The sequence below is a fragment of the Zoogloea sp. genome (assembly GCF_028689785.1).
In the GTDB taxonomy this organism is placed as follows: domain Bacteria; phylum Pseudomonadota; class Gammaproteobacteria; order Burkholderiales; family Rhodocyclaceae; genus Zoogloea.
In genome coordinates this window covers 1-25,178 of sequence record NZ_JAQVCN010000059.1, presented here as the reverse complement: position 1 = coordinate 25,178, position 25,178 = coordinate 1, and the positions used below count along the sequence as shown (strand labels likewise).

Annotated in this window: 19 protein-coding genes and 2 tRNA genes; 7 read left to right on the top strand and 14 right to left on the bottom strand. The window is 65.3% G+C overall.

Annotated elements, in window-relative coordinates; genetic code table 11:
- Positions 1-142 precede the first annotated feature (142 nt).
- Both PHI64_RS19075 and PHI64_RS19070 read right to left on the bottom strand, forming a co-directional pair.
- The gene (locus tag PHI64_RS19075; RefSeq protein ID WP_299886337.1) at positions 143-784 is read right to left on the bottom strand and encodes a response regulator transcription factor; all 642 of its coding nucleotides are present in this window, start codon (positions 782-784) and stop codon (positions 143-145) included.
- Entirely contained in the window at positions 781-2,343 is a 1,563-nt protein-coding gene (locus PHI64_RS19070; RefSeq protein ID WP_299886334.1) for a histidine kinase, read from the bottom strand. The genes PHI64_RS19075 and PHI64_RS19070 overlap by 4 nt, the downstream gene beginning before the upstream one ends.
- A 145-nt stretch (positions 2,344-2,488) precedes the next feature.
- Here PHI64_RS19070 and PHI64_RS19065 point away from each other — a divergent pair.
- Positions 2,489-2,562 (top strand) — tRNA-Thr (locus tag PHI64_RS19065).
- A gap of 124 nt (positions 2,563-2,686) precedes the next feature.
- A tRNA-Met gene (locus PHI64_RS19060) sits at positions 2,687-2,763 on the top strand.
- Positions 2,764-2,842: 79 nt separating this feature from the next.
- Here PHI64_RS19060 and PHI64_RS19055 read toward each other — a convergent pair.
- Positions 2,843-3,991 (bottom strand): glycerophosphodiester phosphodiesterase, encoded by a 1,149-nt coding sequence (locus PHI64_RS19055; RefSeq protein ID WP_299886331.1) that lies wholly within the window; start codon positions 3,989-3,991, stop codon positions 2,843-2,845.
- Positions 3,992-4,173: 182 nt separating this feature from the next.
- The gene (locus PHI64_RS19050) at positions 4,174-5,352 is read right to left on the bottom strand and encodes an acetyl-CoA C-acyltransferase (RefSeq protein WP_299886328.1); all 1,179 of its coding nucleotides are present in this window, start codon (positions 5,350-5,352) and stop codon (positions 4,174-4,176) included.
- 140 nt (positions 5,353-5,492) lie between these two features.
- Between PHI64_RS19050 and PHI64_RS19045 the strand changes: the two genes are divergently transcribed.
- The 5 genes from PHI64_RS19045 to PHI64_RS19025 all read left to right on the top strand — a co-directional run bounded on the left by PHI64_RS19045 (position 5,493) and on the right by PHI64_RS19025 (position 13,383).
- Positions 5,493-6,512, top strand: a complete 1,020-nt coding sequence (locus tag PHI64_RS19045; RefSeq protein WP_299886360.1) for an AraC family transcriptional regulator — start codon at positions 5,493-5,495, stop codon at positions 6,510-6,512.
- A 215-nt stretch (positions 6,513-6,727) separates the two neighbouring features.
- A complete protein-coding gene (locus tag PHI64_RS19040; RefSeq protein ID WP_299886326.1) occupies positions 6,728-7,027 on the top strand; it encodes a DUF3861 domain-containing protein in 300 nt (99 codons plus the stop codon).
- Between the two features lie 305 nt (positions 7,028-7,332).
- The gene (locus PHI64_RS19035; RefSeq protein ID WP_299886323.1) at positions 7,333-8,484 is read left to right on the top strand and encodes an HD domain-containing phosphohydrolase; all 1,152 of its coding nucleotides are present in this window, start codon (positions 7,333-7,335) and stop codon (positions 8,482-8,484) included.
- A 12-nt stretch (positions 8,485-8,496) separates the two neighbouring features.
- Positions 8,497-9,123, top strand: coding sequence for a histidine phosphatase family protein (locus PHI64_RS19030; protein WP_299886320.1), 627 nt, complete (start codon positions 8,497-8,499; stop codon positions 9,121-9,123).
- A gap of 3 nt (positions 9,124-9,126) precedes the next feature.
- Positions 9,127-13,383, top strand: a complete 4,257-nt coding sequence (locus PHI64_RS19025) for a PAS domain S-box protein (RefSeq protein ID WP_299886317.1) — start codon at positions 9,127-9,129, stop codon at positions 13,381-13,383.
- A 113-nt stretch (positions 13,384-13,496) separates the two neighbouring features.
- Here the strand turns inward: PHI64_RS19025 and glyA are convergent, their stop codons facing one another.
- The 10 genes from glyA to PHI64_RS18975 all read right to left on the bottom strand — a co-directional run.
- Positions 13,497-14,762, bottom strand: coding sequence for a serine hydroxymethyltransferase (gene glyA, locus PHI64_RS19020; protein WP_299886314.1), 1,266 nt, complete (start codon positions 14,760-14,762; stop codon positions 13,497-13,499).
- 160 nt (positions 14,763-14,922) lie between these two features.
- Complete coding sequence (locus PHI64_RS19015) at positions 14,923-16,101, bottom strand: aspartate aminotransferase family protein (protein WP_299886311.1); 1,179 nt, start codon at positions 16,099-16,101, stop codon at positions 14,923-14,925.
- The gene (pdxK, locus tag PHI64_RS19010) at positions 16,098-17,036 is read right to left on the bottom strand and encodes a pyridoxine/pyridoxal/pyridoxamine kinase (RefSeq protein WP_299886308.1); all 939 of its coding nucleotides are present in this window, start codon (positions 17,034-17,036) and stop codon (positions 16,098-16,100) included. Before pdxK ends, PHI64_RS19015 begins: the two co-directional genes overlap by 4 nt.
- Positions 17,033-17,752 (bottom strand): glutamine amidotransferase, encoded by a 720-nt coding sequence (locus PHI64_RS19005; RefSeq protein ID WP_299886305.1) that lies wholly within the window; start codon positions 17,750-17,752, stop codon positions 17,033-17,035. The genes pdxK and PHI64_RS19005 overlap by 4 nt, the downstream gene beginning before the upstream one ends.
- Positions 17,749-18,567, bottom strand: coding sequence for a YggS family pyridoxal phosphate-dependent enzyme (locus tag PHI64_RS19000; protein WP_299886302.1), 819 nt, complete (start codon positions 18,565-18,567; stop codon positions 17,749-17,751). Before PHI64_RS19000 ends, PHI64_RS19005 begins: the two co-directional genes overlap by 4 nt.
- Positions 18,567-19,820 (bottom strand): benzoate/H(+) symporter BenE family transporter, encoded by a 1,254-nt coding sequence (locus PHI64_RS18995; protein ID WP_299886299.1) that lies wholly within the window; start codon positions 19,818-19,820, stop codon positions 18,567-18,569. Before PHI64_RS18995 ends, PHI64_RS19000 begins: the two co-directional genes overlap by 1 nt.
- A 194-nt stretch (positions 19,821-20,014) precedes the next feature.
- The gene (locus PHI64_RS18990; protein ID WP_299886296.1) at positions 20,015-21,223 is read right to left on the bottom strand and encodes a hypothetical protein; all 1,209 of its coding nucleotides are present in this window, start codon (positions 21,221-21,223) and stop codon (positions 20,015-20,017) included.
- Positions 21,204-22,349, bottom strand: coding sequence for a methanobactin export MATE transporter MbnM (locus PHI64_RS18985; protein ID WP_299886293.1), 1,146 nt, complete (start codon positions 22,347-22,349; stop codon positions 21,204-21,206). The genes PHI64_RS18990 and PHI64_RS18985 overlap by 20 nt, the downstream gene beginning before the upstream one ends.
- 7 nt (positions 22,350-22,356) lie before the next feature.
- Positions 22,357-23,532, bottom strand: coding sequence for a methanobactin export MATE transporter MbnM (locus PHI64_RS18980; RefSeq protein WP_299886290.1), 1,176 nt, complete (start codon positions 23,530-23,532; stop codon positions 22,357-22,359).
- Positions 23,533-23,555: 23 nt separating this feature from the next.
- Positions 23,556-25,178 (bottom strand): MbnP family copper-binding protein (locus tag PHI64_RS18975; RefSeq protein WP_299886287.1); only part of this gene is annotated, 1,623 nt, incomplete at its 5' end.

The window sequence follows — 25,178 nt, the reverse complement described above, 5'->3', positions numbered from 1 at the left end:
AAACAACGGTTTCTGGGGAAATCTTTTTGGATATCGGCGATTCGGCCCCGGGCTTGAGCCCTGCTGCGACGCAAGGCCGAAAAACTGCGCTGGCGCGCATTGCCGGCGGAAGAGCTGCCGATGTGGGGGCTTGCGGCCCGGCCTACTCGGCGAGGCCGTGCTTGAGGCCGTAGTGGGTCAGTTCGGCGTTGTTGCGCAGGTGCATCTTTTCAAGCAGGCGGGCGCGATACACGCTGACGGTCTTGACGCTCAGGTTCAGGGCCTCGGCAATCTCGGTGGGCGTCTTGCCGGAGGCGATCATGCACAGGGTCTGGTATTCCCGGTCGGAGAGCTTTTCGTGGGCCGGGCGCTCGGAGTCTTCCCCGATGGCGTTGGCCAGTTCCTCGGCCAGAGAGGGACTGACGTATTTCTTGCCGCTGGCCACCTGGCGGATGGCGGTAACGAGCAGGTCGGGGGCGCTCTGTTTGGTAAGGTAGCCCGCTGCGCCGGCCTTGAGGGCACGGATGGCGTATTGTTCTTCGGGGTACATGCTGAGGATCAGCACCGGCAGGCGCGGAAACTCCTTCTTGATCAGCTTGAGAGCGTCGATGCCGTTGCGGTCGGGCATGGAGACATCCATCAGCACCACATCCCACTCGCCGTTGCGCACCATCTGCACCGCCTGGACGCCGTTCTCTGCCTCGCCGGAAACAGTGAGGTCGGGGGTGTCGGAGAGGATCTGGCGCAGGCCCTGCCTGACGATGGCGTGGTCGTCGGCGATCAGGACGCGAATCGGCTTGCTCATCGTGGGGTACTCCTGTTGTTGTTCTGCGGCTCTTCGGCCGGGGCTGGCAGGAGCGGGGCGTACAGCACGAGCTGGGTGCCGTGGGGCTCAACCGGGATCAGCTCCAGCCGTCCGCTCAGACTGCTCATCCGCTCCCGGATGCCCCGGAGGCCGAAGGAGCGGGGTTTCTGCAGGTCGGCGGCGGCCAGGCCGCAGCCATCGTCGGCGATCTCCAGCACCACCTCGTCGCCCTCCTGCATCAGCCGCACATTCACTTCGCTTGCCCGGGCGTGCTTGCTGACGTTGGTCAGGGCTTCCTGAAAGATGCGAAACAGGGCCAGGGCCGTATCGTAGTCCGGGTCGAGGTCGTGATCGGTGCAGAGAATGTTACAAGTGATGCCGGTGCGCTGGGCGAAGTCCTCCCCCTGGCTTTCGATTGCCGCGGCGAGGCCGAAATCCTTGAGGATGCCGGGGCGCAACTCGCGGGTCACGCGGCCGACGGTGGCGATGGCGTCATCCACCATGCGTCCCACGTTGCGCGCCCGTTCCCGAGCCTGGGCGAGCTGGGTGTCGAGCTTGGATTCGAGCAGGGACATCTCGAACTTCATGGCAACCAGGGTGCCGCCAAGCACATCGTGCACATCTCGGGCGATGCGTTCCCGCTCGTCTTCCTTGATGCGCTGCAGGTGGTTGGAGAGCGCGGCAAGCTGGCTGCGGGACTCCCGCAGATCGGCTTCCACGCGTTTGCTGTGGGTGATGTTCCACATCACCCCTTCCCACACCACCTTGCCGCACTCGGACAGACGTGGCGAGCTACGCAGGTTGATCCATTTTTGCTCGCCGGTGGGGAGCTGGATGCGCCCCTCCCAGTTGAGGGTGGACAGGTTGTCGGCCGAGCTGGTGGCCGCGTCGATGAAGCCGGGCAGGTCGTCGTCGAGCAGCCAGGTGAGCCAGCCGGTCGAGCCGCCGATGAGCTCTTCGGCCGGTGCGCCGAAGAGCATCGCGGCGGCCTCGCTGAGATACTGGAAACCCAGGGTGCGCTCGGGGGTGTAGCCCATCTGGAAAACCACGCCGGGAATGTTGTCGGTGAGCGCCCGCAGGCGCGCCTCGCTCTGGCGCAGGGTGTGTTCGGCACGGTGTTTCTCGCGGCGGTTGCACACCTCGCGCAGCTCCCGCTCCACGGCGGGAATCAGGCGATCAAGCTTGTTCTTGCTCAGGTAGTCGTGGGCGCCGGCACGCATGGCGGCGATCGCCTCGTCTTCCTGCATGACGCCCGAGACAATGATGAAGGGCAGGTCAAGGGCCAGCTCGCGGGTCAGGTGCAGGGCGCCCTGGGCGCTGAAGCCTGGCAGGTTGTGGTCGCACAGGATCAGATCCCAGCGCTCCTGCTCCAGCGCCTTGCGCATCTCGGCGGCGGAGGCCACCCGGTGGAAGACGGGCGCATAGCCCGCATTGCGGAAGTGATGCAGGATCAGCAGGACATCGTTTTCCGAATCCTCGATGAAGAGCAGGCGGATCGGCGGTTTGCCGGAGCTTTCCGGGCCCTCCAGGGGGGCGTCTGGCTTGATGGCAGGGGGCATGCGCGTCAGGAAGGCTGCGTGAAAGGGTCGGTTTGTTTATAATCCGGCCCTCGCTCGGGCCTGCGCCTTCGTCAAGGATAGTGCAGGCAAGCCTTTTCCGTCCATGCGCATGCATTACGGACAGCACCACCGGCAGCCCGGCGGAGCCCCCTTAGTTAAGTGGTATAACAGTTGACTTGTAATCATCAGTTGGCGGTTCGATTCCGTCAGGGGGCACCAGAATGATCTGCAAGAGGGCCAGCCCATGAGGTTGGCCCTCTTGCTTTTGGGTGCAAAAAGCCGGCTCCGTGCAAAAAGAGCTTGGCGTTTCGGGATATTGCCCTTATTATTCGCCCCCTCCAGACGCGGGGTGGAGCAGTCTGGCAGCTCGTCGGGCTCATAACCCGAAGGTCGCAGGTTCAAATCCTGCCCCCGCAACCAGATTCATGCAAAAGGCCCGATCACTCAGGTGATCGGGCCTTTTGCCATGCGCCGGATATCGGCGCATGCCTTTTGGTGTTCAGCGCATCCCGCGTACAGCCGCTACGCCGGTGGCCGGGAAGTCCGTGAACACGCCGTCGATGCCGAGGCGCATGTAGTACTGCATTTCTTCCTTCGGATTCTTGAAGCCGTAGCCGCTCGCGTCGTCACGGAAGGTCCAGGTGTGGACCAGCAGCCCCTTCTGGTGGGCCAGTTCGATGACGCCGGTGCTGCCGTCCACCCGGCGGTCGTTGATGGTCAGGGTGGCGTCGCCGGTGCGTTCGACATTGTCATTCACGGTCTTCACCAGGTAGGGCTTCCACGGCCCCACGGCGTCGGCGTAGGTCTTGATGAAATCCAGGCCCGAGGCGGTCAGCAGATCGGCAAAGCTGCGGCTGTCGTTCTTGAGCACGAAGTCGTAGGGCTTGTGGTAAGGCGCCACCAGCGACACGCTGCCGTCGTCCTTGACGTCGTCGGCGTCGATCAGCTGGACCAGCTTGATGTTGGTTTTGGTGTTGAGGTACTGCAGGTTGCTGACCTCGAAGGACTGGATGAACACCGGTGCGCTGGCCACGTTGCCGTAGGCGGCGTGCAGGGTGGTGAGCAGCTTGTCCTCGAACACGTTGGCGCCGAAGCGCACTTCGTCGGCGTGGAAGGTGGAGTGCTTGATCTCGGGGTAGATGCCCACGCGGCGGCCCAGCCGGGTGCCTTCGGTCTTGGTCAGGGCAATGACTTCGTCGAGGGTCGGGATGCCGAACAGGCCGTTGTAGGCCTGGGAGCGGTTGGCGCGGGCCTGCACGGCGCGCAGGGTGCGGATCTCGGCCAGGGTGAAGTCGCTCGCAAAGTAGGCCGTGGTGGGCACGCCATCCACGTTGCGGGTGGTCTTGCGGGATTCGGGGAACTTGATGGCCACGTCGGTGGTGCTGTCGAGCATGGGCTCGTGGCGGGCGATCATGACGCCATCCTTGGTCAGCACCAGGTCGGGCTCGATGTAGTCGGCGCCCTGCTCGATGGCGGCCTTGTAGGACTCCAGGGTGTGCTCGGGCAGGGTGCCCGATGAGCCCCGGTGGCCGATCACCAGCGGGGCGTCGCCGGACAGGGTCTTGAAGGCGGGGTTGTCGTTGTCGCTGCCGCCACAGGCCTGGAGGAGGGCGAGCGACAGCAGTGGGACGAGGGCTTTGATCTTCATGGGAGCGCTCCGGGAAAAGAATGCAGGTGGCGTGTTGCAGAATGCCCCGCACTGTATTTACCGGCCATTAAGCAGGTATGACGATCCCCAGGTTGCCAAGGGTTCCGAGCGCCTGCGCGAAGTCGAGCAGGGTGTTGCAGATCATTTGCTGTCCCGGCGCGAGAGTCATGCAGGGGCCTCCATCACAGGACTTCGATGGTCATGGCCGTGGCTTCGCCACCGCCGATGCACAGGCTGGCCAGCCCGCGTCGCAGGCCGCGGGCGCGCAGGGCGTGGATCAGGGTGACGAGGATGCGCGCGCCGGTGGCGCCCACCGGATGGCCCAGGGCGCAGGCGCCGCCATTCACATTGACCACCTCGGCCGGCAGCCCCAGTTCGTCCATGGCCAGCAGGGTGACGACGGCAAAGGCTTCGTTGATCTCGAACAGGTCCACGTCGCCCACGCCCCAGCCGGCCCGCTCGAGGGCGCGGCGGATGGCCGGTGCCGGCGCCGTGGGAAAGCGGCCGGGCTGCTGGGCGTGGGTGGCATGGGAGAGGATGCGGGCCAGGGGGGTGATGCCGCGCCGCAGGGCTTCCGATTCACGCATCATCACCAGGGCCGCGGCGCCATCGGAGATGGACGAGGCGTTGGCAGGGGTGATGGTGCCGTCCTGGGTGAAGGCCGGCTTGAGCCTGGGGATCTTGGCGATGTCGCAGGTGCCGGGCGTCTCGTCGTCGCTGATGCGCTGCTCGCCCTGGCGGCCGGCGATGGCCACCGGCGCGATCTCGTCGCGGAAGGCGCCGCTGGCCACCGCGTGCTGGGCCCGGCGCACCGACTCGGCGGCGTAGGCATCCTGGCGCTCCCGGCTGATGCCGAACTCGGCGGCCGCCAGGTCGGCAAAGTAACCCATCAGCTTGCCTTCATAGGCATCCTCCAGGCCATCCAGGAACATATGGTCGAAGGCCTGGCCGTGGCCCAGGCGGTGGCCGCCCCGGGCGCGGGTCAGCACGTAGGGGGCGTTGGACATGGACTCCATGCCACCTGCCAGGCCCACGCTGCAGCTGCCGGCCACCAACATGTCATGAACGAGCATGGTGGCCTTCATGCCCGATCCACACATCTTGGTCAGGGTGGTGGCCGGCACCGAGTCCGGCAGGCCGGCGCCGAGTACCGCCTGGCGGGCCGGCGCCTGCTTGACGCCGGCCATCAGGCAGCAGCCGAACACCGCCTCGTCCACGTCGTGGTCGAGGCCTTCGAGGCCGTTGAGGGCCCCACGGATGGCCGAGCTGGCGAGCTGGGGCGCGCTGAGGGGGGCCAGACAGCCCTGGAAGGCGCCGATGGGGGTACGGCGGGCGGCGACGATCACGACGGGATCTGTCATGGTGCTCTCCTGGTGTATTTGTCATGAGGGGTTTGGCCCGGCGTAGTCTAGGAAGCCGGCGCCTGTCTTCCCACGCCAAAAACTCTCAAAATAAGTGAGCGGATTTGCCAGCCCGGCCGATCAGGAGGCGGCCTGTGAAGATGGAGAAGGGCACCATATCAATCGATTTTGTGCACGAAGCGCTGTGGGTTGCCCGGCAGCGCGGGCTGGACATCGACGCGCTGCTGGCCGGCTCCGGGCTGGTGCCGGAACTGCTGGAGATGCCCCAGGCACGGGTTACGCCCGAGCAGTACGGCGCCCTCTGGCATGCGTTGGCGGACGCCATGAACGACGAGTTCTTCGGCATGGACGCCCATCCTATGCGGCGGGGGAGCTTCGCCATCCTGTGTCATGCGCTGATCGACTGCCCCACGGTCGGGGACGCCATCGAACGTGCCCTCGGCTTCTTCGCCCTCGTTCTGGATGAGCTGTCCGGCCAGCTTCGGGTGAGCGGGGGCCGCGCCGAGGTGGTGTTGGCCGATCGGGCGGCGCCTGGCCGCCTGTTTGCCCATGGCACGCTGTTCGTGATCTTGTATGGGTTGGCATGCTGGCTGGGTGGGCGCCGCCTGCCCCTGGTTGAAGTGAGCTTCTGCCAGGCCTGTCCGCCCAACGTGGCAGAGTACCGGCTGGTATTCGGCAACACCTTGCGCTTTGGCGAGCCGGCCAGTGCGTTGGCCTTCGATGCCAGGCTGCTGGGCCTTCCGGTGATCCGTAATGCCGCTGCCGTCAGGGCCTTCCTGCGCCAGGCGCCGGCCAATTTCCTGGTCAAGTACCGCACCCAGGCCGGCGGTGTGGCCCGGATCCGGGGGCTGCTGTCGGAGCGGCCCCTGGCCGAATGGCCGGGTTTCGACGATCTGGCAGCAGAGTTGCAGACCGCGCCGTCCACCTTGCGTCGGAGGCTTGCGCGCGAGGGCTCGTCGTTTCAGGTCATCAAGGACGATCTGCGTCGCGATATGGCCATCGACCTGCTGTGCAATTCATCCCGCTCCGTGGATGACATCGGTTTCGCCTTGGGCTTTGCCGAACACAGCGCCTTCTACCGGGCCTTCCGCCGCTGGACGGGGGCTAGCCCCGCGGAGTATCGAGGCAAGGCCTCACGTCTTCGTGGCAGAGCGGGTTGAGGCCGGGAGGCCTGGCCCGGGGCATCCGCCCGGCTGCGCATGGTGCGCTAGCCTTGGCTCGCCCGCGGTCTCCACAATCGCTCCCATCTTCCTGCACATTTGCTCAGCAAAATCGGGCCCAGGGCACGGGGGGAGATCTTTCCGCACCGGCATCACCCGCCAGGGGCCGGCATGTGCACGAACCCTTTTTCTGAAAACTCGGAAGGACATGACCAATGAAGCAACATCGTTACCGCGTTACCGTGGAGCATCTGAGCGATCCGGACGGTGCCCCGTCAAGCCATCCGGCCCCGCTGCAGTTCGAGGTGGGCAACCATGATGACATTCTCGCGGTCGTCGCCCGGCTCAGTCGGCGTTCCGACCTTGACGCCGCTTCTGCCACGTCCCTTGGCGTGGGGCTCAAGCTGTTCGGCGAGGTAATGCTGGAGAAACGCCAGCATCCCTTGTTTGCGCAACTTCTCCCCCATTTTGGGGAGTTCATGAAGACGCTCAAGAAGGGCATTCCGGCAGACTGATCCGCCTGCGTTCCTGCCGCCCCGGGGTAAGGCGGGAGGCTTCACCGCCGTGTCCCGAAAATCCCGGAGAGGCGCTCTGGCCTTTGTTCACAGCAGAGCTTGCGGCGCCCACGGATGGGCTGGAGAGTGTTATAAGTTGTTACGTGCCGTCGGTTGAGCCGGCTGTCGCCCCCGGCGGCGCTAAATGGAATGAGGCGGCGGGTCGTAATGAGAGGTAGTGCCCCATTCAGAGGCTTGAGGGCTTGCAGAAGACGGTGCCCGAAGGCGTCACGGAGCGGGGGCCGGACATAGCGGACATGTGATTCATGAATGAGCAGGCGGCCGCAGGCCATTGGGACGAACGCAAGACCGTTCTGATCGTCGACGACACGAAGGAGAACCTCACTGTCCTGTCGGCGGTGCTGGGCGCGGAGTTTCGTGTCCGGGTCGCGAACTCCGGCGAGCGGGCGCTGAAGGCGGTGCAGATGGAACCGGTGCCCGACCTTATCCTCCTTGACGTGATGATGCCCGAGATGGACGGCTATGCCGTGCTCAAGGCCTTGCGCGCCGATGTGCTCACCCGGGACATCCCGGTGATCTTCGTGACCGCCATGAGCGCCGACGAGGACGAGGAGTTTGGCCTGGCGCTGGGGGCCGTGGATTACGTCACCAAGCCCATCCGGGCTGCCATCCTGCAGGCGAGGGTGCGTACGCACCTCGAATTGAAGCGCGCCCGTGACGTGCTGGCCAATCACAACGTCTACCTTGAGCATGAGGTGCAACGGCGCATGCGCGAGAACGAGCTGATCAAGGCGATCAGCCTGAATGCCCTTGCCGCCCTGGCCGAGAAGCGCGACAACGAAACCGGCAACCATCTGCACCGCACCCAGGCCTATATCGAGGCCCTGATGCAGCGCCTGGCGAGCCACCCCGATTTCTGCTCGCAGCTCGACCCGCTGACCCAGGAGCTGATCGCCAAGGCCGCGCCTCTCCACGATATCGGCAAGGTCGGCATCCCCGATGCCATCCTCCTCAAGCCTGGCCGGCTGACACCGGCCGAGTTCGAGATCATGAAGACCCACAGTCAGATCGGTGCCGACGCCCTGGGCGACGCCATTCAGCGGGTGCTAAGCCGGGAGGCCACCCGCGCCGATGCCCAGGAGGTGCCAAGCCGTTCGCTGGCCTTTCTGGAGACCGCCCGGCAGATTGCGCGCTGCCATCACGAACGCTGGGACGGCACCGGCTACCCCGAAGGGCTGAAGGGAGACGCCATCCCCCTGCCGGGGCGCCTCATGGCGATCGCCGACGTTTACGACGCCCTCTCGTGCAAGCGTCATTACAAGGAGGCCTTCGCCCCCGAGCGGGTGCGGGCGCTGATGGTGGATGGGCGGGGCACCCACTTCGACCCCCGTCTGCTGGATGCCTTCCTTCAGCTGGAAGATGAATTTCTGGCCATCGCAGAGCACTATCGGGACTGAACCAAAATGACGATGAGAGTCTTCGCTTTCCTGCTGCTGGCCCTGATGGTGTGTCTCCCGGTGGCCCGGGCTCAAACCCCTGCACCCTTTGTCGAGCGCCTGCTCACCCGTGAGCAGTTCAGGAAGCTCGATGATGGTGGCTTCGTGATCTACATGCGCCACGGCAAGACCGATCCGACCCGCCCCGACCAGCCTGAGCCGAAGTTCGACGACTGCAACACCCAGCGCCCCCTCAACGACGAAGGTCGCAAGATGGCGGCGGACATCGGCAAGTCCCTCCGCCAGGCGCGTATACCCATTGCCGATATCTACGTCAGCCCCATGTGCCGCACCCGGGAATCGGCGCAGCTGGTGTTCGGGCGCGACGCCCGGGTGATCGTGGTGGATGAACTCTTCTCGTCCACCAACCAGACCAGCGAGCAGAAGAAGCCGATCGTCGAGGCCACCCGCCGCCTGATGTCCGCACCTGTCGCGCCGGGCAAAAACCGTTTCATCATGGCCCACGCGCCCAACCTGGCCGACACCATGGGCTATTTCCCCAAGCAGGAGGGAACGGTGGTGATCTTCATTCCCCAGGGCAGCGGGTTTGAGTACGTGGGCAGCATCCGCCCCGACATGTGGCCTGAACTGCTGCGCTAGATCATGTCGGCGCACGGACGCATCTTCTTCCTGGTCCTCTTTGTTCCGGTGGTGCTGGCCACCCTGGTGGCCGGCCTGAGCAACGTGGCCATCCAGGTGTCCCTGCTGGATACCCAGCACAAGGCCAATCAGACCCAGAAGGCTGACGTGAACGCCATGCTGCAGGCCAGCCGCGTCAGCAACGACATGCTCAAGCTCCAGCGCCTGGTGGCGCAGACCCTCGACGACGCCCGCGCCGGCCGTATCGACGAAGCCCAGGCCTACTTCATCCACACCCGGGTCATCGACAGTCTGGCCGCCCAGCAGCGCGTGCTGGAAACCCTTCGCGCCCAACTGGCCGCCTACCCGGCAGCGGCAGGCAACGTGGAAGGTGCCCTCGAAGACTTCCTCAGCTACCGCAGCGCCATCATTACCGCCACCGACAGTGTTGCGGTGGATGTGAAAGTGGCGAGCGCCTACATCAACCAGGCCGCCGAGCGCTACATCGCCTTTGCCGAGCACATCCAGGCCATTTCCGGCGACCTCGCCGGCCAGACCGTAGCCCATGTGGACGAACAGCAGGTCAAGCTGGCATCGCACATCCGGACCTCGCTGCTGATCCAGCTTGCCGGGTTCATCCTGGTGGCCTTGATCTGGTTCTTCCTGTCACGTCAGATGACGCGGCAGATATCCCAGGTCAGCGACGCGCTGACCCGCCTCGGTGACGTCGGCACGCCCGGCCCGGACCTGCACGGGGTGCAGCGTCTGGCCGCCTCGGGAAACAGCCTGCTGCGCGATCTTGCCCAGTCGGTGCTGCGCTTCCATTCCGCCTTGGTCGAGCGGCAGGAGAGCCAGCAGGCCCTCGCCGCTCAGCGGGAGCGACTCAAGAACATCATCCGTGGCATGCCGGACTTGGTCTGGCTGAAGGATGTGGAAGGCCGCTACATCCAGTGCAATGCCCGCTTCGAGCGCCTAACCGGCCTGAGCGAAGCCGAGCTGATGGGGCGTCTGGACCGCGATCTCAACTCACCCGACACGGAGACCGTGTCCCAGGCCCATGAGCTTCGGGCGCTGGAGGCCGGGCAGATCCAGGTGGTCGAGGAGTGGGTCAGCTTTGCCGGCGACGGCCACCGGGAGCTGGTCGAGACCATCAAGACACCTATCCGTGATGACTCGGGCACGCTGATCGGCGTGCTCGGGGTCGGGCGTGACATCACCCCCCTGCATTTCTCCCAGGAGACCCTGCGCGAGAGCGAAGCTGCCCTGCGTCGCACCCAGTTACTGGCGCGCATCGGTAGCTGGAGCTACAGCTTCGGCTTCGACCTGGTGATGTGGTCCGAGGAAGCCTGCCGCCTGCTCCAGCTGCCGTCCGGTCAGACAGTGGGTCTGGAAGGGCTGCTGGCCCTGGTGCATCCCGACGACCGTGCCTACTTCCAGGAGATGTGGCGGGCCGCCGGGCCGGAGCGCCCCTTCGACATCGAGCACCGCATCTTCATCGACGGCGCCGAGCGCTGGGTCCGCCAGCGCGCCGAGATCGAGGTGGACGCCAGCGGGGCTCCAGCCAAGGCCTTCGGCATCGTGCAGGACGTGCACGACCTGCATGAAACCTCCGAGGCACTGCACGAGCGCGAAAAAATCTACACCTCGATTGTCGAAATGGCCGCCAGCGGCGTGGTGCTGATCGACCTGGAAACCAAGCGCTACGTGGAGTTCAACGACGCCGCCTGCGGGGTGCTCGGCTACACCCGCGAAGAGTTCGCCGCGATCACGCTGTACGACGTCCAGGCGGTTTACACCCGCGACGACGTGGACGCCCACATCCGCGATATCCTGCAGTCGGGGCGGGTCGCCTTTGAGCACCAGCACCGCCGCAAGGACGGATCGGTGGTGGACATCTGGTTGACCGCGGCCCACATCAATCTGAAGGGCCGTGACTATCTGGCCGAGGTCATCAACGACATCTCGGTGCAGAAGGAGAACGAGCGCAACCTGCTGCGCTACCAGGACCACCTGGAAGACATCGTCGCCGAACGCACCGCTGAGCTGGCTGCCGCCCGGGACGCCGCCGAGGCGGCCAACCGTTCCAAGAGCGCCTTCCTGGCCAACATGAGCCATGAAATCCGCACTCCGATGAACGCCATCATCGGCCTCAGCTACATCCTACGGCGTGGCCTCAGCACCCCCGGTCAGATCCAGCAGATCGACAAGGTGGCCGGTGCCGCGCACCACCTGCTCGGCGTCATCAACGACATCCTCGATTTCTCCAAGATCGAGGCCGGCAAGATTTCCATGGAGCCCGTCAACTTCGAGGTGGACCGGGTCATCCGCAACGTCTGCAACCTGTGTGGCGACAAGGCTGAAGCCAAGGGGCTGGAGTTCATCGTCGACATCCACGACCTGCCCGCGGCGCTTCACGGCGACGGGCTGCGTCTCGGCCAGATTCTGCTCAATTTCACCGGCAACGCCATCAAGTTCACCGAGCACGGGCGCATCCTGTTGAGTGCATCGGTGGTGGCGCGGGAGGGCCTCACCCTGTGGGTTCGCTTCCAGGTCAGCGACACCGGCATCGGCCTGAGCGAGGCCCAGCGCGAGCGCCTGTTCAACGCCTTCGAGCAGGCCGACATCTCCACCACCCGCAAGTACGGCGGGACCGGGCTCGGCCTGGCGATTTCCAAAAAGCTCGTGCAGCTGATGGGTGGGCGCATCGGCGTCAGCTCCACCCTGGGCGAGGGCAGCACCTTCTGGATAGAAGCGCCCTTCGAACAGGTGCCGGATTTCCCCATCCGCAGCATCCCCGATCAGCTCAGAAACGGCACCCGGGTGCTGATCGTGGACGACATTGCCGACGCCTGCGAAGCCATCGCCGACATGCTCGGCAGCCTCGGCGCCCGGGCCGACACCTGCCAAAGTGGCGCAGCGGCCATTACCGCCGCCACCGACGCCGATGCCGAGGGCGACCCCTACCAGATCATCCTCGTGGACTGGGCCATGCCCGGCATGGACGGCATCGAGACCGGTATCCGCATTCGCGAGCTCTTCAAGCACAAGCCGCCCATCATGGTCATGATCAGCGCGGCCGGCGATCCGCCGGAGGAGCGTTTTCGGGCCGCGGGCTTCAGTGCCTTCCTCCCCAAACCGGTCACGCCCATGGCCCTGCTCACGGCCCTCGAAAACGTGCTGGGTGATGCCCTCGTGAGCACCGAGGTGCCGCCCTCCATCGAACTCGAAGACGCTCTGGCCCTGCACCGCGGAACCCGGCTCCTGCTGGCCGAAGACAACCTCCTCAATCAGGAGGTGACCCTAGAGCTGCTGCGCCACGTGGGCTTGGAGATCGATGTGGCCAACAACGGCCGAGAGGCCGTCGAGCTGGCCACCCACAACGCCTACGCGTTGATCCTGATGGACATCCAGATGCCCGAGATGGACGGCCTCGCGGCCACCGCCCTGATCCGCGCCTTGCCTGGCCGCGAAAAGCTGCCGATCCTCGCCATGACCGCCAACGCCTTTGAAGAAGACCGCGGTCGTTGCCTGGCCGGGGGCCTCGACGACCACATCGCCAAGCCCGTCGACCCCGACCTGCTCTATGCCACCCTTCTCAAATGGCTTCCGGCCAGCGGCAAGGCGGTACCGGGCCAGGCCGTGCCGTCGGCGCCCCGCGCTACGCCCTCGGCCAGTCCGGCCCTGCTGGAGCGCCTGGCCGGCATCCCCGGGCTCAGCCTCGATGACGGTCTGCGCAGCCTCCGCGGGCAGGCCCCTCAGCTTCTCTCCATGCTCGTCCACATGCCCGAGGCTCACGCCCTCGACATGACCCGCCTGCGCGACGCCAGCCTTGCCGGCGACACGGCCACTGCTGCCCGCATCGCCCATTCGCTCAAGGGGGTGTTCTCCACGCTGGGGCTGCTTGATCTTGCCGGGCTGGCCAGCGGCCTCGAACACGATTTCCGCCATGCCGCCCAGGCCACCGTCACCGAGGCCCGCCGCCGCGCCCTGCAGGCCGGCATGGAAACCCTCTTCGCCCACCTGCGGACCCTTGCCGACGACGAAGCCGTCGAGCCCGACCGGCCCACCAACCCGATGCTCCTGGACGCCGGGCAGGTGGCCAAGCTGCAGCGCCTCCTCGATACCGGTGACATGGACGCCGTCACCACCTTCAACACCTTGAAGCCTGCCATCTGCGCCCAGTCCCGCGACCTGGCACAGCGCATCGGTCGCCTCATCGACGACTTCGAATTTGAAGAAGCTGCGCGGCTGGTGGACGGAATCAGGCTGCCGGGGGCGTGAGCAACGAGCGGTGGCGTGATTTCATAGGCCCTGCTCCGTCACCAGCGCGAATGCACCACATCGGCCTTGGGGCCTTGTGGTGAGCATTGAGTTTCCGAGGAGTAGGCTCCGCTTTACTCGTACACCGGGAAGCGGCGGCAGAGCGCCACGATCTTGTCGCGCACCTGCTGCGTGACTTCATCGCAAGCGCCGTTTTCCAGCCCATCGAGCACATCGGCCAAGTACCCGGCAAGCTCCTCGCACTCGGGGACTCCGAAGCCACGCGTGGTCACTGCGGGGGTGCCGATGCGCACGCCGGAGGTCACGAAAGGTGAGCGGGGGTCGTTGGGAACCGAGTTCTTGTTTGCCGTCATATAGGCATTGCTGAGTGCCGCATCGGCGTCCTTGCCTGTGTAGGGTTTGTCGGACAGGTCGATCAGCATCAGGTGGTTGTCGGTGCCCCCGGACACGATTTTGTAGCCGCGCCGTTGAAGCACAGCAGCCATGGCGCGGGCGTTGGCCACGACCTGCTGCTGGTATGCCCTGAATGCCGGAGACAGGGCTTCCTTGAAAGCCACCGCCTTTGCGGCGATGACGTGCATCAACGGGCCGCCCTGGATGCCGGGAAACACAGCGGAGTTGAGCTTCTTGTAGAAGTCCTCACTCTGCCCCTTGGCCAGGATGAGGCCGCCGCGGGGCCCGCGCAGCGTCTTGTGGGTGGTGCTGGTCACCACATGGGCGTGGGGCAGCGGATTCGGGTACTCGCCTGCGGCGACCAGGCCGGCCACGTGCGCCATGTCCACCCAGAAGATCGCCCCGACTTTGTCGGCGATGGCCCGCATGCGTGCCCAGTCCTTGTACCGCGAGTACGCGGAGAAACCACCGATCAGCATCTTGGGCCGGGTTTCCTGCGCGATGCGCTCCATCTCGTCATAGTCGATGAGACCTGTTTCCGGGTTCAGGCCATAGGGCACGATCTTGTAGTGCCGGCCGGAGAAGTTGGAAGGATTGCCGTGGGTAAGGTGCCCCCCCTGTGCCAGGTTCATCCCCATCACGGTGTCGCCTGGATCGGTCAGGGCCAGGTACACCGCGGCGTTCGCCTGGGCTCCCGCGTGAGGTTGTACGTTGGCGTAGTCGCAGTCGAACAATTGCTTCGCCCGCTCGATCGCCAGTCTCTCGGCGACATCCACGTTTTCGCAGCCACTGTAGTAGCGCTTGTCGGGATAGCCTTCGGCGTATTTGTTGGTGAACACCGAATTCTGAACCGCCATCACCAAGGGGCTGGCGTAGTTCTCCGAGGCGATCAGCTCGACGTGGTCCTCCTGGCGCCGTTCTTCGGTTTGAATGGCCTGGTCCAGCTCGGCGTCGAACTGGGCGAGAGTCAGGGATGGGTCGTACATGGCAGTATTCCTGTGATTTGGCGTTCTTGGGTTTCGGGCTGGAGGTCTGCTCGGGCACATCCGATTCCAGCTATCGATGGATCCGGGGAGCGGCGGAGCGACCGGGGTTTCATGTTGTCGGCTCGATCTGCCCGGTCATTGCAGCCGGGCCCGGACAGGTTCACGTTTCCGGCGACAGGAGGGCCGCAAGCCGCGTGACGATGTCGTCGATCTGCGCGTCGTCGCAGATCAGGGCGGGCAGCAGCCGGATGGTGGAGTTCCGGGTCACCGTGATCAGCAGGCGCTGCTCAATCAATGCGCGGCCGACCAGTTCCTTGCAGTCCCGATTCAGCTCGATTCCCACCATGAGGCCATGGCCACGGATCATGACTACATCGGGGTGCCCGGCAAGTGCCTCACGCAATCCGGAAAGGAGGCGCCCCCCGAGGGCCGCGGCTCGTCTGGGCAGGTCGTCCCGCGTCATGATGTCGAGTACGGTGCAACCAACACGACAGGCCAAGGGATTGCCACCGAAGGTCGTCCCGTGTTGACCCGGTGACAGCAGGTCGGCCACGGCACCGCGTGCCAGGCAGGCACCGATGGGAAAGCCATTGCCGAGTGCTTTGGCCACCGTCATGACATCGGGGATGATGCCGGCGTGCTGATGGGCGAACCACGCCCCGGTGCGGCCCATGCCGCACTGGATTTCATCCAGCATGAGTAGCCACCCCTGCTGATCACATAGCCTGCGCAAGGCCTGCAGGTACGCCGCATCGGCTACGCGAATGCCACCTTCGCCCTGCACCGGTTCGATCAGCACTGCCACGATGTCGGACGACTGCTCGGCCATCAGGCGTACCGCTTCGATATCGTTGAAGGGCACACGCAGGAAGCCCGGCAGCAAGGGCTCGAAGCCCTGCTGCTTCGCCGGGTTGTCGGTCGCAGTGAGTGTGGCGATGGTGCGACCATGGAAGGCGTTCTCCATCACCACAATTTGCGGTTGAGCCACTTTCTTGTGATGACCGTACAGCCGTGCCAGCTTCAAGGCGGCTTCGTTCGCTTCCGCGCCGGAGTTGCAGAAGAACGCCTTTTCCATCCCCGTCAGCGTGCATAGACGCTCGCCCAGTCGCTCCTGCCAGTCAATGCTAAACACGTTGGAGGTGTGCAGCAGCGTTCGTGCCTGCTTGGCGATCACGTGGGCGATTTCTACGTTGGCGTGCCCGAGGCTGGTCACGGCAATGCCGGCAATGGCATCCAGATATTCGATGTCGCGATGGTCCCACAGGCGTGCGCCGCAGCCCCGGGTGAAGGAAACGGGTTGGCGCGCATAGGCCCGCATCAAGTAGGAGGGATGAGTCATGGTGTTTCCTTGGGCTCAGCGAAGGCGCACGTCAGGTGTCCGAATTCCGCCGTGATGTCGTGGATGAAAATCTGCTCTGGTTCTGGCTCGAAAGCCCGTCGTGGGAGTACAAGCTCCTTGGCCTGTGCCAATTCGGTGATACGCAAGGCGCGGAGAACGCGCGCACACGCCATTGCCGCGGCCGCTTCCAGTGCCATTCCGTTCAGCCAGTGCCCTGTCATGCAGGCACTGAACAAGTCGCCTGTACCCGCCAGTGCAACAGCAATACGTGGATGCTTGATGAGATGCGTGTGTCGTTCCGTTACCACGACGATCCACATTTCATCGGGCGTCCAGGCATCCGGGGCCGCGCTGGTCACCGCGACCCATTCGATACGTCCGGCAAGCAACGACCTCGCTGCAGACACAACGCCATTCAGGTCGTCTACTGGCATGCCGGTCAGGCAGGCGAGTTCAAAGGCGTTTGGCGTCAGGCCGTTTGCCAGTGCGGTGAGCCCGCCCCGATAGACGTCGGCGATCCCCTCGGCGCTGTAGATGCCATGCTCCTGATCGCCGATCACCGGGTCGATGACAATGCGCAGGTGAGGCCGGTCGGTCAGCAGGGCCTTGATCCAGGTGCCCAGCACTAATGCCTGGTCGGCGTTTCCGAGGTATCCCACTTGAACTGCGCGCAGTGCATCCAAGGCACCACGTGCCTCGAGATCCTGCAAGTAGCCGCTGAACCATTCAACAGGGAGTGCCCCCCCGTGGATCGTCGGATAACTCGGGATATTGCTCAGTACCACGGTAGGCACGGCGGCCACGGTCAGGCCAAGGGCCTCCAGCGTGGGGACGGCGGCATTGTTCCCAACGCGCCCATACACCACCTGCGACTGCACTGAAACCACGTCGATCTTGAGCGGCTGCCTGATCTCGGAAAATGATGCCGCTCTCATGGCCGGCCCGGCTGGAGGTCTGGCTCAAGCGCATCGAGCCAGCGGGAGAAAACCGCACAAGCCGCTGCCGACAACGGGGCCTGCAGTGCATGGGCCCGGCTACGTAGTTCGCACAGGTCGATCCCCGATTGGGCGAGCTCGCAGTGATGACCGACCAGCCAGCGTTCGATCCGCCGGGCATCTGCTTCCAGATGGAATTGGAGCCCGAGGACATGATTTTCGAAGGCAAAGGCCTGGTTGGGGCAGACCTCCGTAGCGGCAAGGCGCACCGCGCCCGCTGGAATGTCAAACTGGTTGCCGTGCCAGTGCAGCACGGGCACATCTCCGAGTGCTCCCAGCGGCGAAGCCTTGCCTTCCACGGTCAGGCTCAGTGGGGCATAGCCGATTTCCTTGGTGCCCATCGAGCCGACATGAGCGCCCAAGGCACGGGCTGTCAGCTGTGCTCCCAGACAAATGCCCAGTAGCGCTCTCCGGCTCTGCAGCCGCTGGCGCAGCAGGATCAGCTCGTCAGCGATGAACGGGTAAAGCGCCTCGTCGAAGGCGCCGATAGGGCCGCCCAGCACGACCAGCAGATCTGGAGTGACGACATCAAGCCTGCGCAGGTCATCGACCGTGGCATCCACATAGCGGACGGTGTATCCCCGAGCTTCGAGCAAGGGTTCCAGCGTACCCAGGTCTTCAAAGCAGACGTGATGGATGGCGATGGCGGTCTTCATGATGACAAGGCCTCGGTTGTTGAAGCCAGCGCAGGCCAGTAATGGCTGTCGGGGGTGCTTCGGGCACCAAAAATGGCCTGGCCGACGCGCACGACGGTGGCGCCTTCTTCGATGGCGATCTCGAAATCTCCGGACATGCCCATGGACAGTTCTTCCAGCCCAATGCCGACGGGCGCGCTTTCGCGTAGCTGGTCGCGCAGGTTTCGCAGCAGGACGAAACACTGCCGCACCCGTTCGGCCTCGCTGGAAAACAGCGCCAGTGTCATCAACCCTCGCACACGCAAGGCATTGAATGCCGGCAGTTCTTTGACGAAGGGCAGCACCTCTTGCGGCTGCAGGCCGTATTTGCTGGCCTCGCCAGAGGTATTGATCTGAACGAAAACGTCCAGCGAGCGCCCCTCGATCTGCAAACGGCGATCCAGGGCTTCGGCAACACGCAGGCTGTCGAGCGCCTGGAACTCCGTAGCAAAGGCCGCCACCAGCTTGACCTTGTTGGTCTGAAGGTGGCCGATGACCGACCACTGCAGATCTGTCAGGTCTGCCATGGCGGTCCACTTGCGATAGGCCTCCTGGACCTTGTTCTCGCCGAGTTGACGGCAACCGGCCGCGTAGGCCAGACGAATATGTGCCTCATCAAAGGTCTTGCTGACCGGCAGCAGACGCACGCTTGCCGGATCGCGGCCGGCACGGCGGCAAGCTGTGTCGATACGTTCGCGCACATTCGTCAGGTTGCGGCGGAAATCCGCGACCGTGACCGCCTGTGGATATCGGCCATGCTGGTCATGGCTGGTTTGTGTGACGGCTGAGGTTCGCATCAGTTGGCCGCTCCCGTGCTCGTTGCCGGTACGCCCGTGGGTGCCGCCTTGATCTGTGCTTTGGGGCGAGACCATTGAGCATTCAGCACGACGTAGGCCATCAGGCCGATCAGCAGGCCCCAGAACGCACCGCCAATCCCCAGCATCTTGATGTTGGCTGCGGCAGCCAGAAAGGTGATCAGTGAGGCTTCCCGGGTCTTGGCGTCGGCCATGGCGCTGGCCAGGCTGCCGCCAATCGTGCCCAGCAACGCGAGACCCGCCAGCGTGGTGATGAACGTGGTCGGGAATGCCATGAAGACGGCGGCCAGGGTCACGCCGAACACGCCGACGAGGATGTAGAACACACCCGCGGCAATGCCGGCAATCCAGCGCTTGGAGGGCACTTCATGGGCCTCGCGACCCGTGCAGATAGCCGCCGTGATCGCGGCGACGTTGAAGGCGTGCGAGCCGAATGGCGCCATCAGCAGCGAGCCCAGCCCGGTGACCGTCAGGATGGGATTGGCACTGGTCTTGAACCCGTCATTGCGCAGCACCAGCATGCCGGGCATGTATTGGCCGGTCAGGGTGATGAGGAACAGTGGCAAAGCCATGCTCAGCAAGGCGTTGAGGGAGAACGCTGGCATGGTGAAGACCGGCGCCGCGAGTTCCAGTGTCAAGCCGGACAGATCGACTCGGTCCTGGACGAGCAGGAAAGCCAGTCCCAGCGCCAGAATGCCGACCACCGCATAGCGTGCCGTGAAGCGTTTGAGTACGACGTAGGCGACGATCAGCAGGCCTGCCAGCAGGGGATCGACGCTCATGCCGCCGAAGGCGCCAATCCCGAACTGCAACAGGATGCCCGCCAGAAGGCCGGCCGCCACACCGGGCGGAATCAGGCGGATGACCTTCTCAAAGTAGCCCGACAGGCCGAGCAGGACGAAGGCTGCTCCGGAGATCAGGTAGGCGCCGACTGCCTCTGCATAAGGTGTGGTCGCCAACGCCGTGACGAGAAATGCCGCGGCCGGTGTGGACCAGGCCGTGATGATCGGTTCGCGGGCGATCCAGCTCAGCATGAGCCCCGTCACCCCAACGCCGATCGAAATCGACCAAACCCACGAGGCCGTCAGCTCCGGGCTGAGGCCGGCTACTTTGGCGGCCTGGAACACCAGAATGAAAGTGCCGCCGTAATTGACGATGACCGAAATCAGGCCAGCGACGACGGGATGGGTGAGGTCATTCAGGCGTACGGATGAGGGGGGGGATGCGGACGACATGGCTTTTTCATAACTCCTGCAGACTCGGTTCCAAGAACCTGTATTGGGAGTTACGTTTTAACCTGAAAGTGGCCTGTTTATCCCATCCACTTTTTGAACATTGACCATACCAATTTTGCGTTGCCCACGCTCAGTCCAAGCCAGCTGCGCTGCCCGCGCTGCGACCGGCAAGGTGCAGGCCGCGCTTCGGAGCCCTACAGCAGCCCTTTGGCAAAGGTGAACTGGTAGCGCAGCAGGTAGACGTTGTTGTTCGTCGTGCCGTCCCGCTCCCGGTGCCATTCGGCGGTGATCCGGTGGCCGTCGAGGGGGCGCCATTTGATCACTGCGCCGAGGCTTGTGGGGTTCTTGTCGGCGTCGGTGAGGCCGGCCTGGGTGGCGACGAGGCCGGCGTTGACGCCGGCCAGCTTGTGGCGGCCCACCAGACGTTCGGCACGGCCGATGACTTCCCAGCCGGGGGCGAGCTGCCAGCCCACATCCACCCAGCCGCCGTTGAGTTTGCCGGTGTAGGCGGGGGCGCCGTTGATGCTGTCGAGGCGCCCCTCCTCACGTTTGTACCACCACTCGACACCGACCCACAGGGGGCTGTCGGCGGGAGCCCAGCGGGCCGCCAGGGAGAGCAGCTGGGCGGTGCCGTCGAAGCACACCCGGTCGGTGGTGATGCGGGTGCAGCTGGGTACGCTGTGGGTATGGCCCACGTTGCCGGTGGTCACCAGGGCCCGGCCGTCGGCATTGACATTGGCGTAGCCGGCCTCCAGCTGCAGGGCTTCCTTCTTCCAGCCGGCCCGGGCGGTTAGCAGCTTGAAGCCGCCGGCATCGGCACCGGGGAAGCTCTGGTTGCGCCAGGCACCTACGCCCAGCGACCAGCCGGCCGGGTGATTCCAGTCGCTGCGCACACCGTCGGCGCGCCAGTAGTCGTTGACCGCGCCGCGCATGGCCAGGGGCGAGATGCCGAAGTCCCGGGCATGGGTGTGGATGGGGTTGAGCAGGCCCAGGGGCAGCAGCTGGCGGCCGACCCGCAGGCTGGCCAGGTGATCGTGGACTGGCGCCATGCGCCCTTCGAGCCAGGCTTCCTCGGTGTGGTTGCTGCTGTCGGGGCCGCCGTGGTGGGCCACTTTCAGGAAGCCGCGCAAGGCATCGCTGAAGCGGGCGCGCAGGGCGATCTCGGCGTAGTCGAGGCCGTCGCGACGTTCGTCGGCCCGGGGGCTGCCGGCTTCGAGCACGCCGGGTAGGCGCGGGGCGGGGTAGGGCTCGTCCGCATGCAGGGACATCAGCCCGAAGCCGCCGGAGAGGCTCAGGCGGTCTTCTGCAGGGGCCGTGGTCTCATGGGCGGCAGCCTGGCCCGCGAGGGCCAGGAGGAGGGCGGGCAGCAGCAGGGCGGCAGGCTTACTTGAAGGGATTGGCATAGCGTGCGCTGGTGAGGAGTTCTTCATCGGTGAGGGTCTTCAGGAAGGCGATCAGGTCGGCCTTGTCCTGGCTGTCGAGGCGGATGCGGTCGATCCGCCGGTCCTTGAAGGGGTTGCGGCTGCCGTCACCGGCATGGGCGGTATTGGCCAGGGTGCGGCCGTGGGCTGCGTAGTGATCGAGCACGCCCTCCAGGGTGGCGATGCTGCCGTCGTGCATGTAGGGGGCGGTGACGGCCACGTTGCGCAGGCTCTGGGTGCGGAAGGCGCCCATGTCCTCCGGCTTGCCGGACAACTCCAGGATGCCGCGATTGGGCTCGGGGTAGGCGCCCTTGCCGTCGAGGTTGTACAGCCCGGTGTTGTGGTAGGGCGTGCGCACCTGGGTGGTCGTCACGTCGACGTACTGGTCGCTGAAGGTGGGGCCGCTGTGGCAGGTGGCGCACTGGGCCTGCTCGGAGAAGAACAGGGCGCGGCCACGTTCCTCCGCCGCGCTGAGTTCGAGCTTCCCGGCCAGGTACTGGTCATAGCGCGAACCGGCGGACACCACGCCGCGCTGGAAGACCGAGATGGCCTGGATGAGGTGAGCGTAGCTGATCTGCGCCTCCCCGGGGCCGAAGGCCCGGGCAAAGCGGGCCTGGTAGTCGGGGTCGTCGCGGAAGCGCTGCAGGACCTTGGCGCGGGTGCTGTCATCGATGCCCAGCTCCACCGGGTTCTCACCGAACAGGGGGACCAGCATGTGGCGTTCGAGATCGAGGATGGAGTAGTTCGCCCAGGTCAGGGTGGGGGTCCAGGCGCTGTTGGCGATGCTGGGGGCGTTGCGGGCGGTTTCCTCGCCGGTGGAGCCGGTGGACACCGCCTTGCCGTCGGTGAAGGCCAGGTGCTGGAAATGGCAGGAGGCACAGGCCTGGGTGCCGTTGCCCGACAGGCGGGCATCGTAGAAGAGGCGCCGGCCGAGCTGGAACCTCTCTTCGGACATGGGGTTGTCCGCCGGGACGCGGGGCGGCTTGAAGTGGGCCGGCAGGCTCCAGCGCCACGCTGGCGCGGCGGACGCGAGGGTGTGCTCGGTGCTCAGCCCGGCAAGCGTGCTGGCCACGAGCGCGGCGCTGGCAAGGAGGGGGGCGTACTGCATGGGGCGCCTACTTGAAGGGGTTGGAGAAGCGACTGCTGGTGAGCAGGTTCTCGTCGGTGAGGGTCTTGAGGAAGGCGATCAGGTCGGCCTTCTCCTGGGCGTCGAGATCGATGCGGCTGATCAGGTCGCTCTTGTAGGGGTTGCTGCGGCCGTCCCCGGCCAGGGGCCCCGAGCTGATGTGGCGCCCGCCGGCGGCATAGAAGTCGAGCACCTCTTCCAGGGTGGCGATGCTGCCGTCGTGCATGTAGGGGGCGGTGACGGCCACGTTGCGCAGGCTCTGGGCCCGGAAGGCGCCCATGTCCTCGGCCTTGCCGGTGAGCTCGAAGAGGCCCCGGTTGGGGGCCGGGAAGCCACCCTTGCCGTCGATGTTGTAGAGGCCCGTGTTGTGGAAGGGGGTTTCGACGCTGCGTGAGCCGGCGTGCTTCAGCTGGTCGTTGAAGTTGAAGCTGCCGTGGCAGTGGAAGCACTCGGCCTTCTCGGTGAAGAACAGGTTGCGGCCGCGCTCCTCACTGGCGGTGAGGGTGGCCTGGCCCTTCTGGTAACGGTCGTACTTGGCGTCACCCGACAGCATGCCCCGTTCGAAGGTGGCGACGGCCTTGATGATGTTGGTGAAGTTGATCGGGCTGGCTTCGCCGGGAAAGGCGCGGCCAAAACGCGCCACATAGTCGCTGTCGTCCTGGAAGCGCTTGAGCACCGTGGCCCGGTTGCCGTCGTTGATGCCCAGCTCCACCGGACTGGTGGCGAACAGCGGGGTCTCCATCTGCTGCTCCAGGGAGGTGATGGCGGAGTTGGCCCAGTTCAGGGTGGGGTGATAGGCCGCGTTGGCGATGGGCATGGCACTGCGCGCCGTCTTTTCGCCAGTTGAGCCGGTGGCCACCGCCTTGCCGTCGGTGAAGGCCAGGTTCTGCAGGTGGCAGGACGCGCAGGACTGGGTGCCGTTGCCGGACAGGCGGGTGTCGTGGAAGAGGTAGCGGCCGAGCTGGAACTTCTCTTCGGACATGGGGTTGTCGGCCGGGACCGCCGGGGTGGCGAAGTTGACCGGGAGGTTCCAGTTCCAGGAGGCGTCGGTATTGACGGCCTGGCTGTTGTCGGTGGTGGACGTGCCACCGCCGCCACAGCTCATCAGCACGAAGCTGGCAAGCGTGGCGGCGGTGGACGCCCCGGGGAAGGGGCTGTTCTTCATCGTGGGCTGTCTTTCCGGTCGGCTTACTTGGCCTTCACGGCGAAGACCTTCTGGGCACCGCCGCCGTTGATGGGCAGGCCGGTGGCCAGATCGATCTGCAGGGCCTGGAAGATGCCCGGGCATTCCGGATCGGTGGTGCCGGACATGCAGCCCGCGGCGCCACCGCCTTCATGGCTCAGGTCGGAATTCCTGAACAGCTCGGCCAGGTCGAGAACGATCTTCTGGGTGCCGGGGTTGAAGGCCGCGAAGGAGAAGTCCATGCGGTTGGGGTTGGTGCAGGCCGTCACGACGCCCTTGGTGGGGTCGCCCTTGCAGCCGGTGGAACCCAGGTGCACGTTCCAGGTGGTCGTGGTGGTGCCGTCCGGGCGGGTGATGGGGGTGTCGGGCACGTACTCGATCTTCATGAACTTGCGGCCAGCCTGCCAGGACCAGGCCATCGCCGAGCTGGTCAGGATCTCCGGGGTGGCGGTGGCCGTGGTGCTGCTGTGGTTCAGGGAGACCTTGTCGGCATCGGCAGACTTGACCGGAACGCCCACGCTCAGGGTTGCGCCTACGTAGGTGCCCGGGGGAACCTTGCCGGTGAGGGTGGTGTAGGTGGCGGCGCTGCCGGTGCTGGTGGGGCACTTGCCGGTGGCGTCTTCGAAGTCGATCAGGGCCACGTCCCTGGCCTGGTTGGCATTGGCGTCGAGGGTTACGGGAACCGTGTTGCCCTGGGCGTCGATGAGCATCACGTTGCTGACGTAGAAGCGCAGGTCCTTCACCTGGCCGGCGGTGGCCTTGGTGCCCAGACCGGTTAGGGGAACGCCGCAGGAGACCGCCTGACCAGCGGCGGTGACGCCGAACTCGATGTTCACCGCCTGGGTGGCGGCGGTGCTGCTGCCCTTTTCGAAGGCGACGATCTTCTTCAGCGTGTTGGGGCTGTCGACGGCGACAACGCCGGCAGTGGTGAAGGTGGGGTTGGCGGTGTCGGCCGAGGTGGCCTTCTGCACCGTGAGGGCGTCTTCCGCCTGGGCCAGCAGCACCTTCTGCACGGCCTTGGCATTGCTGTCGGACTTCAGGTCGTCGTAGCCGGACTGCAGGGATTTGGCCACCACTTTGGCGGCTTCATGGGCGCGGGCATAGCGACCCGCGGCGGTGGCGTCGGCTTGGGTGGCACTGCCCTTGCCGGCGATGTAGTCGTTGAACAGGCTGACCGTGGTGTCGGTGATCCCGAGGAGGCTCTTGACCGCGCTCTCGGCGCTGTCCACCTTCGCGCCGGCCGCAACCTTCTGCTGGACCAGGGTGGTGAGCGGGCTCACGAAGCCACCCTTGCCGGCGGGAGCGGACAGGAAGTAGGGCTTGCCGACGGTGCCGGTCGGATTGTCGCTGTCCACGGCGGAGGCCGGAACGAGGACCAGAACCGGGTACTTGCTTTCGTCGCCGGCATTGAGATCACTCAGGGTGTACTTGCCACCGTCGGCGGTGATGGTGCTCGGCTCACTGCTGTCGCAGGCCCCATTGGTGTTGATGTCCAGACACACCGTCGCCCCTTTCAGGTAGCCGTCGGCGACCGTGCCGGAAAGGGATGACTTGCTGGCGCCACCACCGCCACCCCCACCACCGCCGCCACAGGCTGCGAGGAGGGCGGAGGCGAGGGCGGTCAGGGC

Coding starts and splice junctions, on each gene's coding strand:
- PHI64_RS18985 (WP_299886293.1), bottom strand. CDS start 22,349: ATGCAGTACGCCCCCCTCCTTGCCAGCGCCGCGCTCGTGGCCAGCACG.
- PHI64_RS18990 (WP_299886296.1), bottom strand. CDS start 21,223: ATGCCAATCCCTTCAAGTAAGCCTGCCGCCCTGCTGCTGCCCGCCCTC.
- PHI64_RS19005 (WP_299886305.1), bottom strand. CDS start 17,752: ATGAAGACCGCCATCGCCATCCATCACGTCTGCTTTGAAGACCTGGGT.
- PHI64_RS18980 (WP_299886290.1), bottom strand. CDS start 23,532: ATGAAGAACAGCCCCTTCCCCGGGGCGTCCACCGCCGCCACGCTTGCC.
- PHI64_RS19070 (WP_299886334.1), bottom strand. CDS start 2,343: ATGCCCCCTGCCATCAAGCCAGACGCCCCCCTGGAGGGCCCGGAAAGC.
- glyA (WP_299886314.1), bottom strand. CDS start 14,762: ATGTACGACCCATCCCTGACTCTCGCCCAGTTCGACGCCGAGCTGGAC.
- PHI64_RS19075 (WP_299886337.1), bottom strand. CDS start 784: ATGAGCAAGCCGATTCGCGTCCTGATCGCCGACGACCACGCCATCGTC.
- PHI64_RS19025 (WP_299886317.1), top strand. CDS start 9,127: ATGTCGGCGCACGGACGCATCTTCTTCCTGGTCCTCTTTGTTCCGGTG.
- PHI64_RS19040 (WP_299886326.1), top strand. CDS start 6,728: ATGAAGCAACATCGTTACCGCGTTACCGTGGAGCATCTGAGCGATCCG.
- PHI64_RS19015 (WP_299886311.1), bottom strand. CDS start 16,101: ATGACTCATCCCTCCTACTTGATGCGGGCCTATGCGCGCCAACCCGTT.
- PHI64_RS18995 (WP_299886299.1), bottom strand. CDS start 19,820: ATGTCGTCCGCATCCCCCCCCTCATCCGTACGCCTGAATGACCTCACC.
- PHI64_RS19000 (WP_299886302.1), bottom strand. CDS start 18,567: ATGCGAACCTCAGCCGTCACACAAACCAGCCATGACCAGCATGGCCGA.
- pdxK (WP_299886308.1), bottom strand. CDS start 17,036: ATGAGAGCGGCATCATTTTCCGAGATCAGGCAGCCGCTCAAGATCGAC.
- PHI64_RS19050 (WP_299886328.1), bottom strand. CDS start 5,352: ATGACAGATCCCGTCGTGATCGTCGCCGCCCGCCGTACCCCCATCGGC.
- PHI64_RS19035 (WP_299886323.1), top strand. CDS start 7,333: ATGAATGAGCAGGCGGCCGCAGGCCATTGGGACGAACGCAAGACCGTT.
- PHI64_RS19045 (WP_299886360.1), top strand. CDS start 5,493: ATGGAGAAGGGCACCATATCAATCGATTTTGTGCACGAAGCGCTGTGG.
- PHI64_RS19055 (WP_299886331.1), bottom strand. CDS start 3,991: ATGAAGATCAAAGCCCTCGTCCCACTGCTGTCGCTCGCCCTCCTCCAG.
- PHI64_RS19030 (WP_299886320.1), top strand. CDS start 8,497: ATGAGAGTCTTCGCTTTCCTGCTGCTGGCCCTGATGGTGTGTCTCCCG.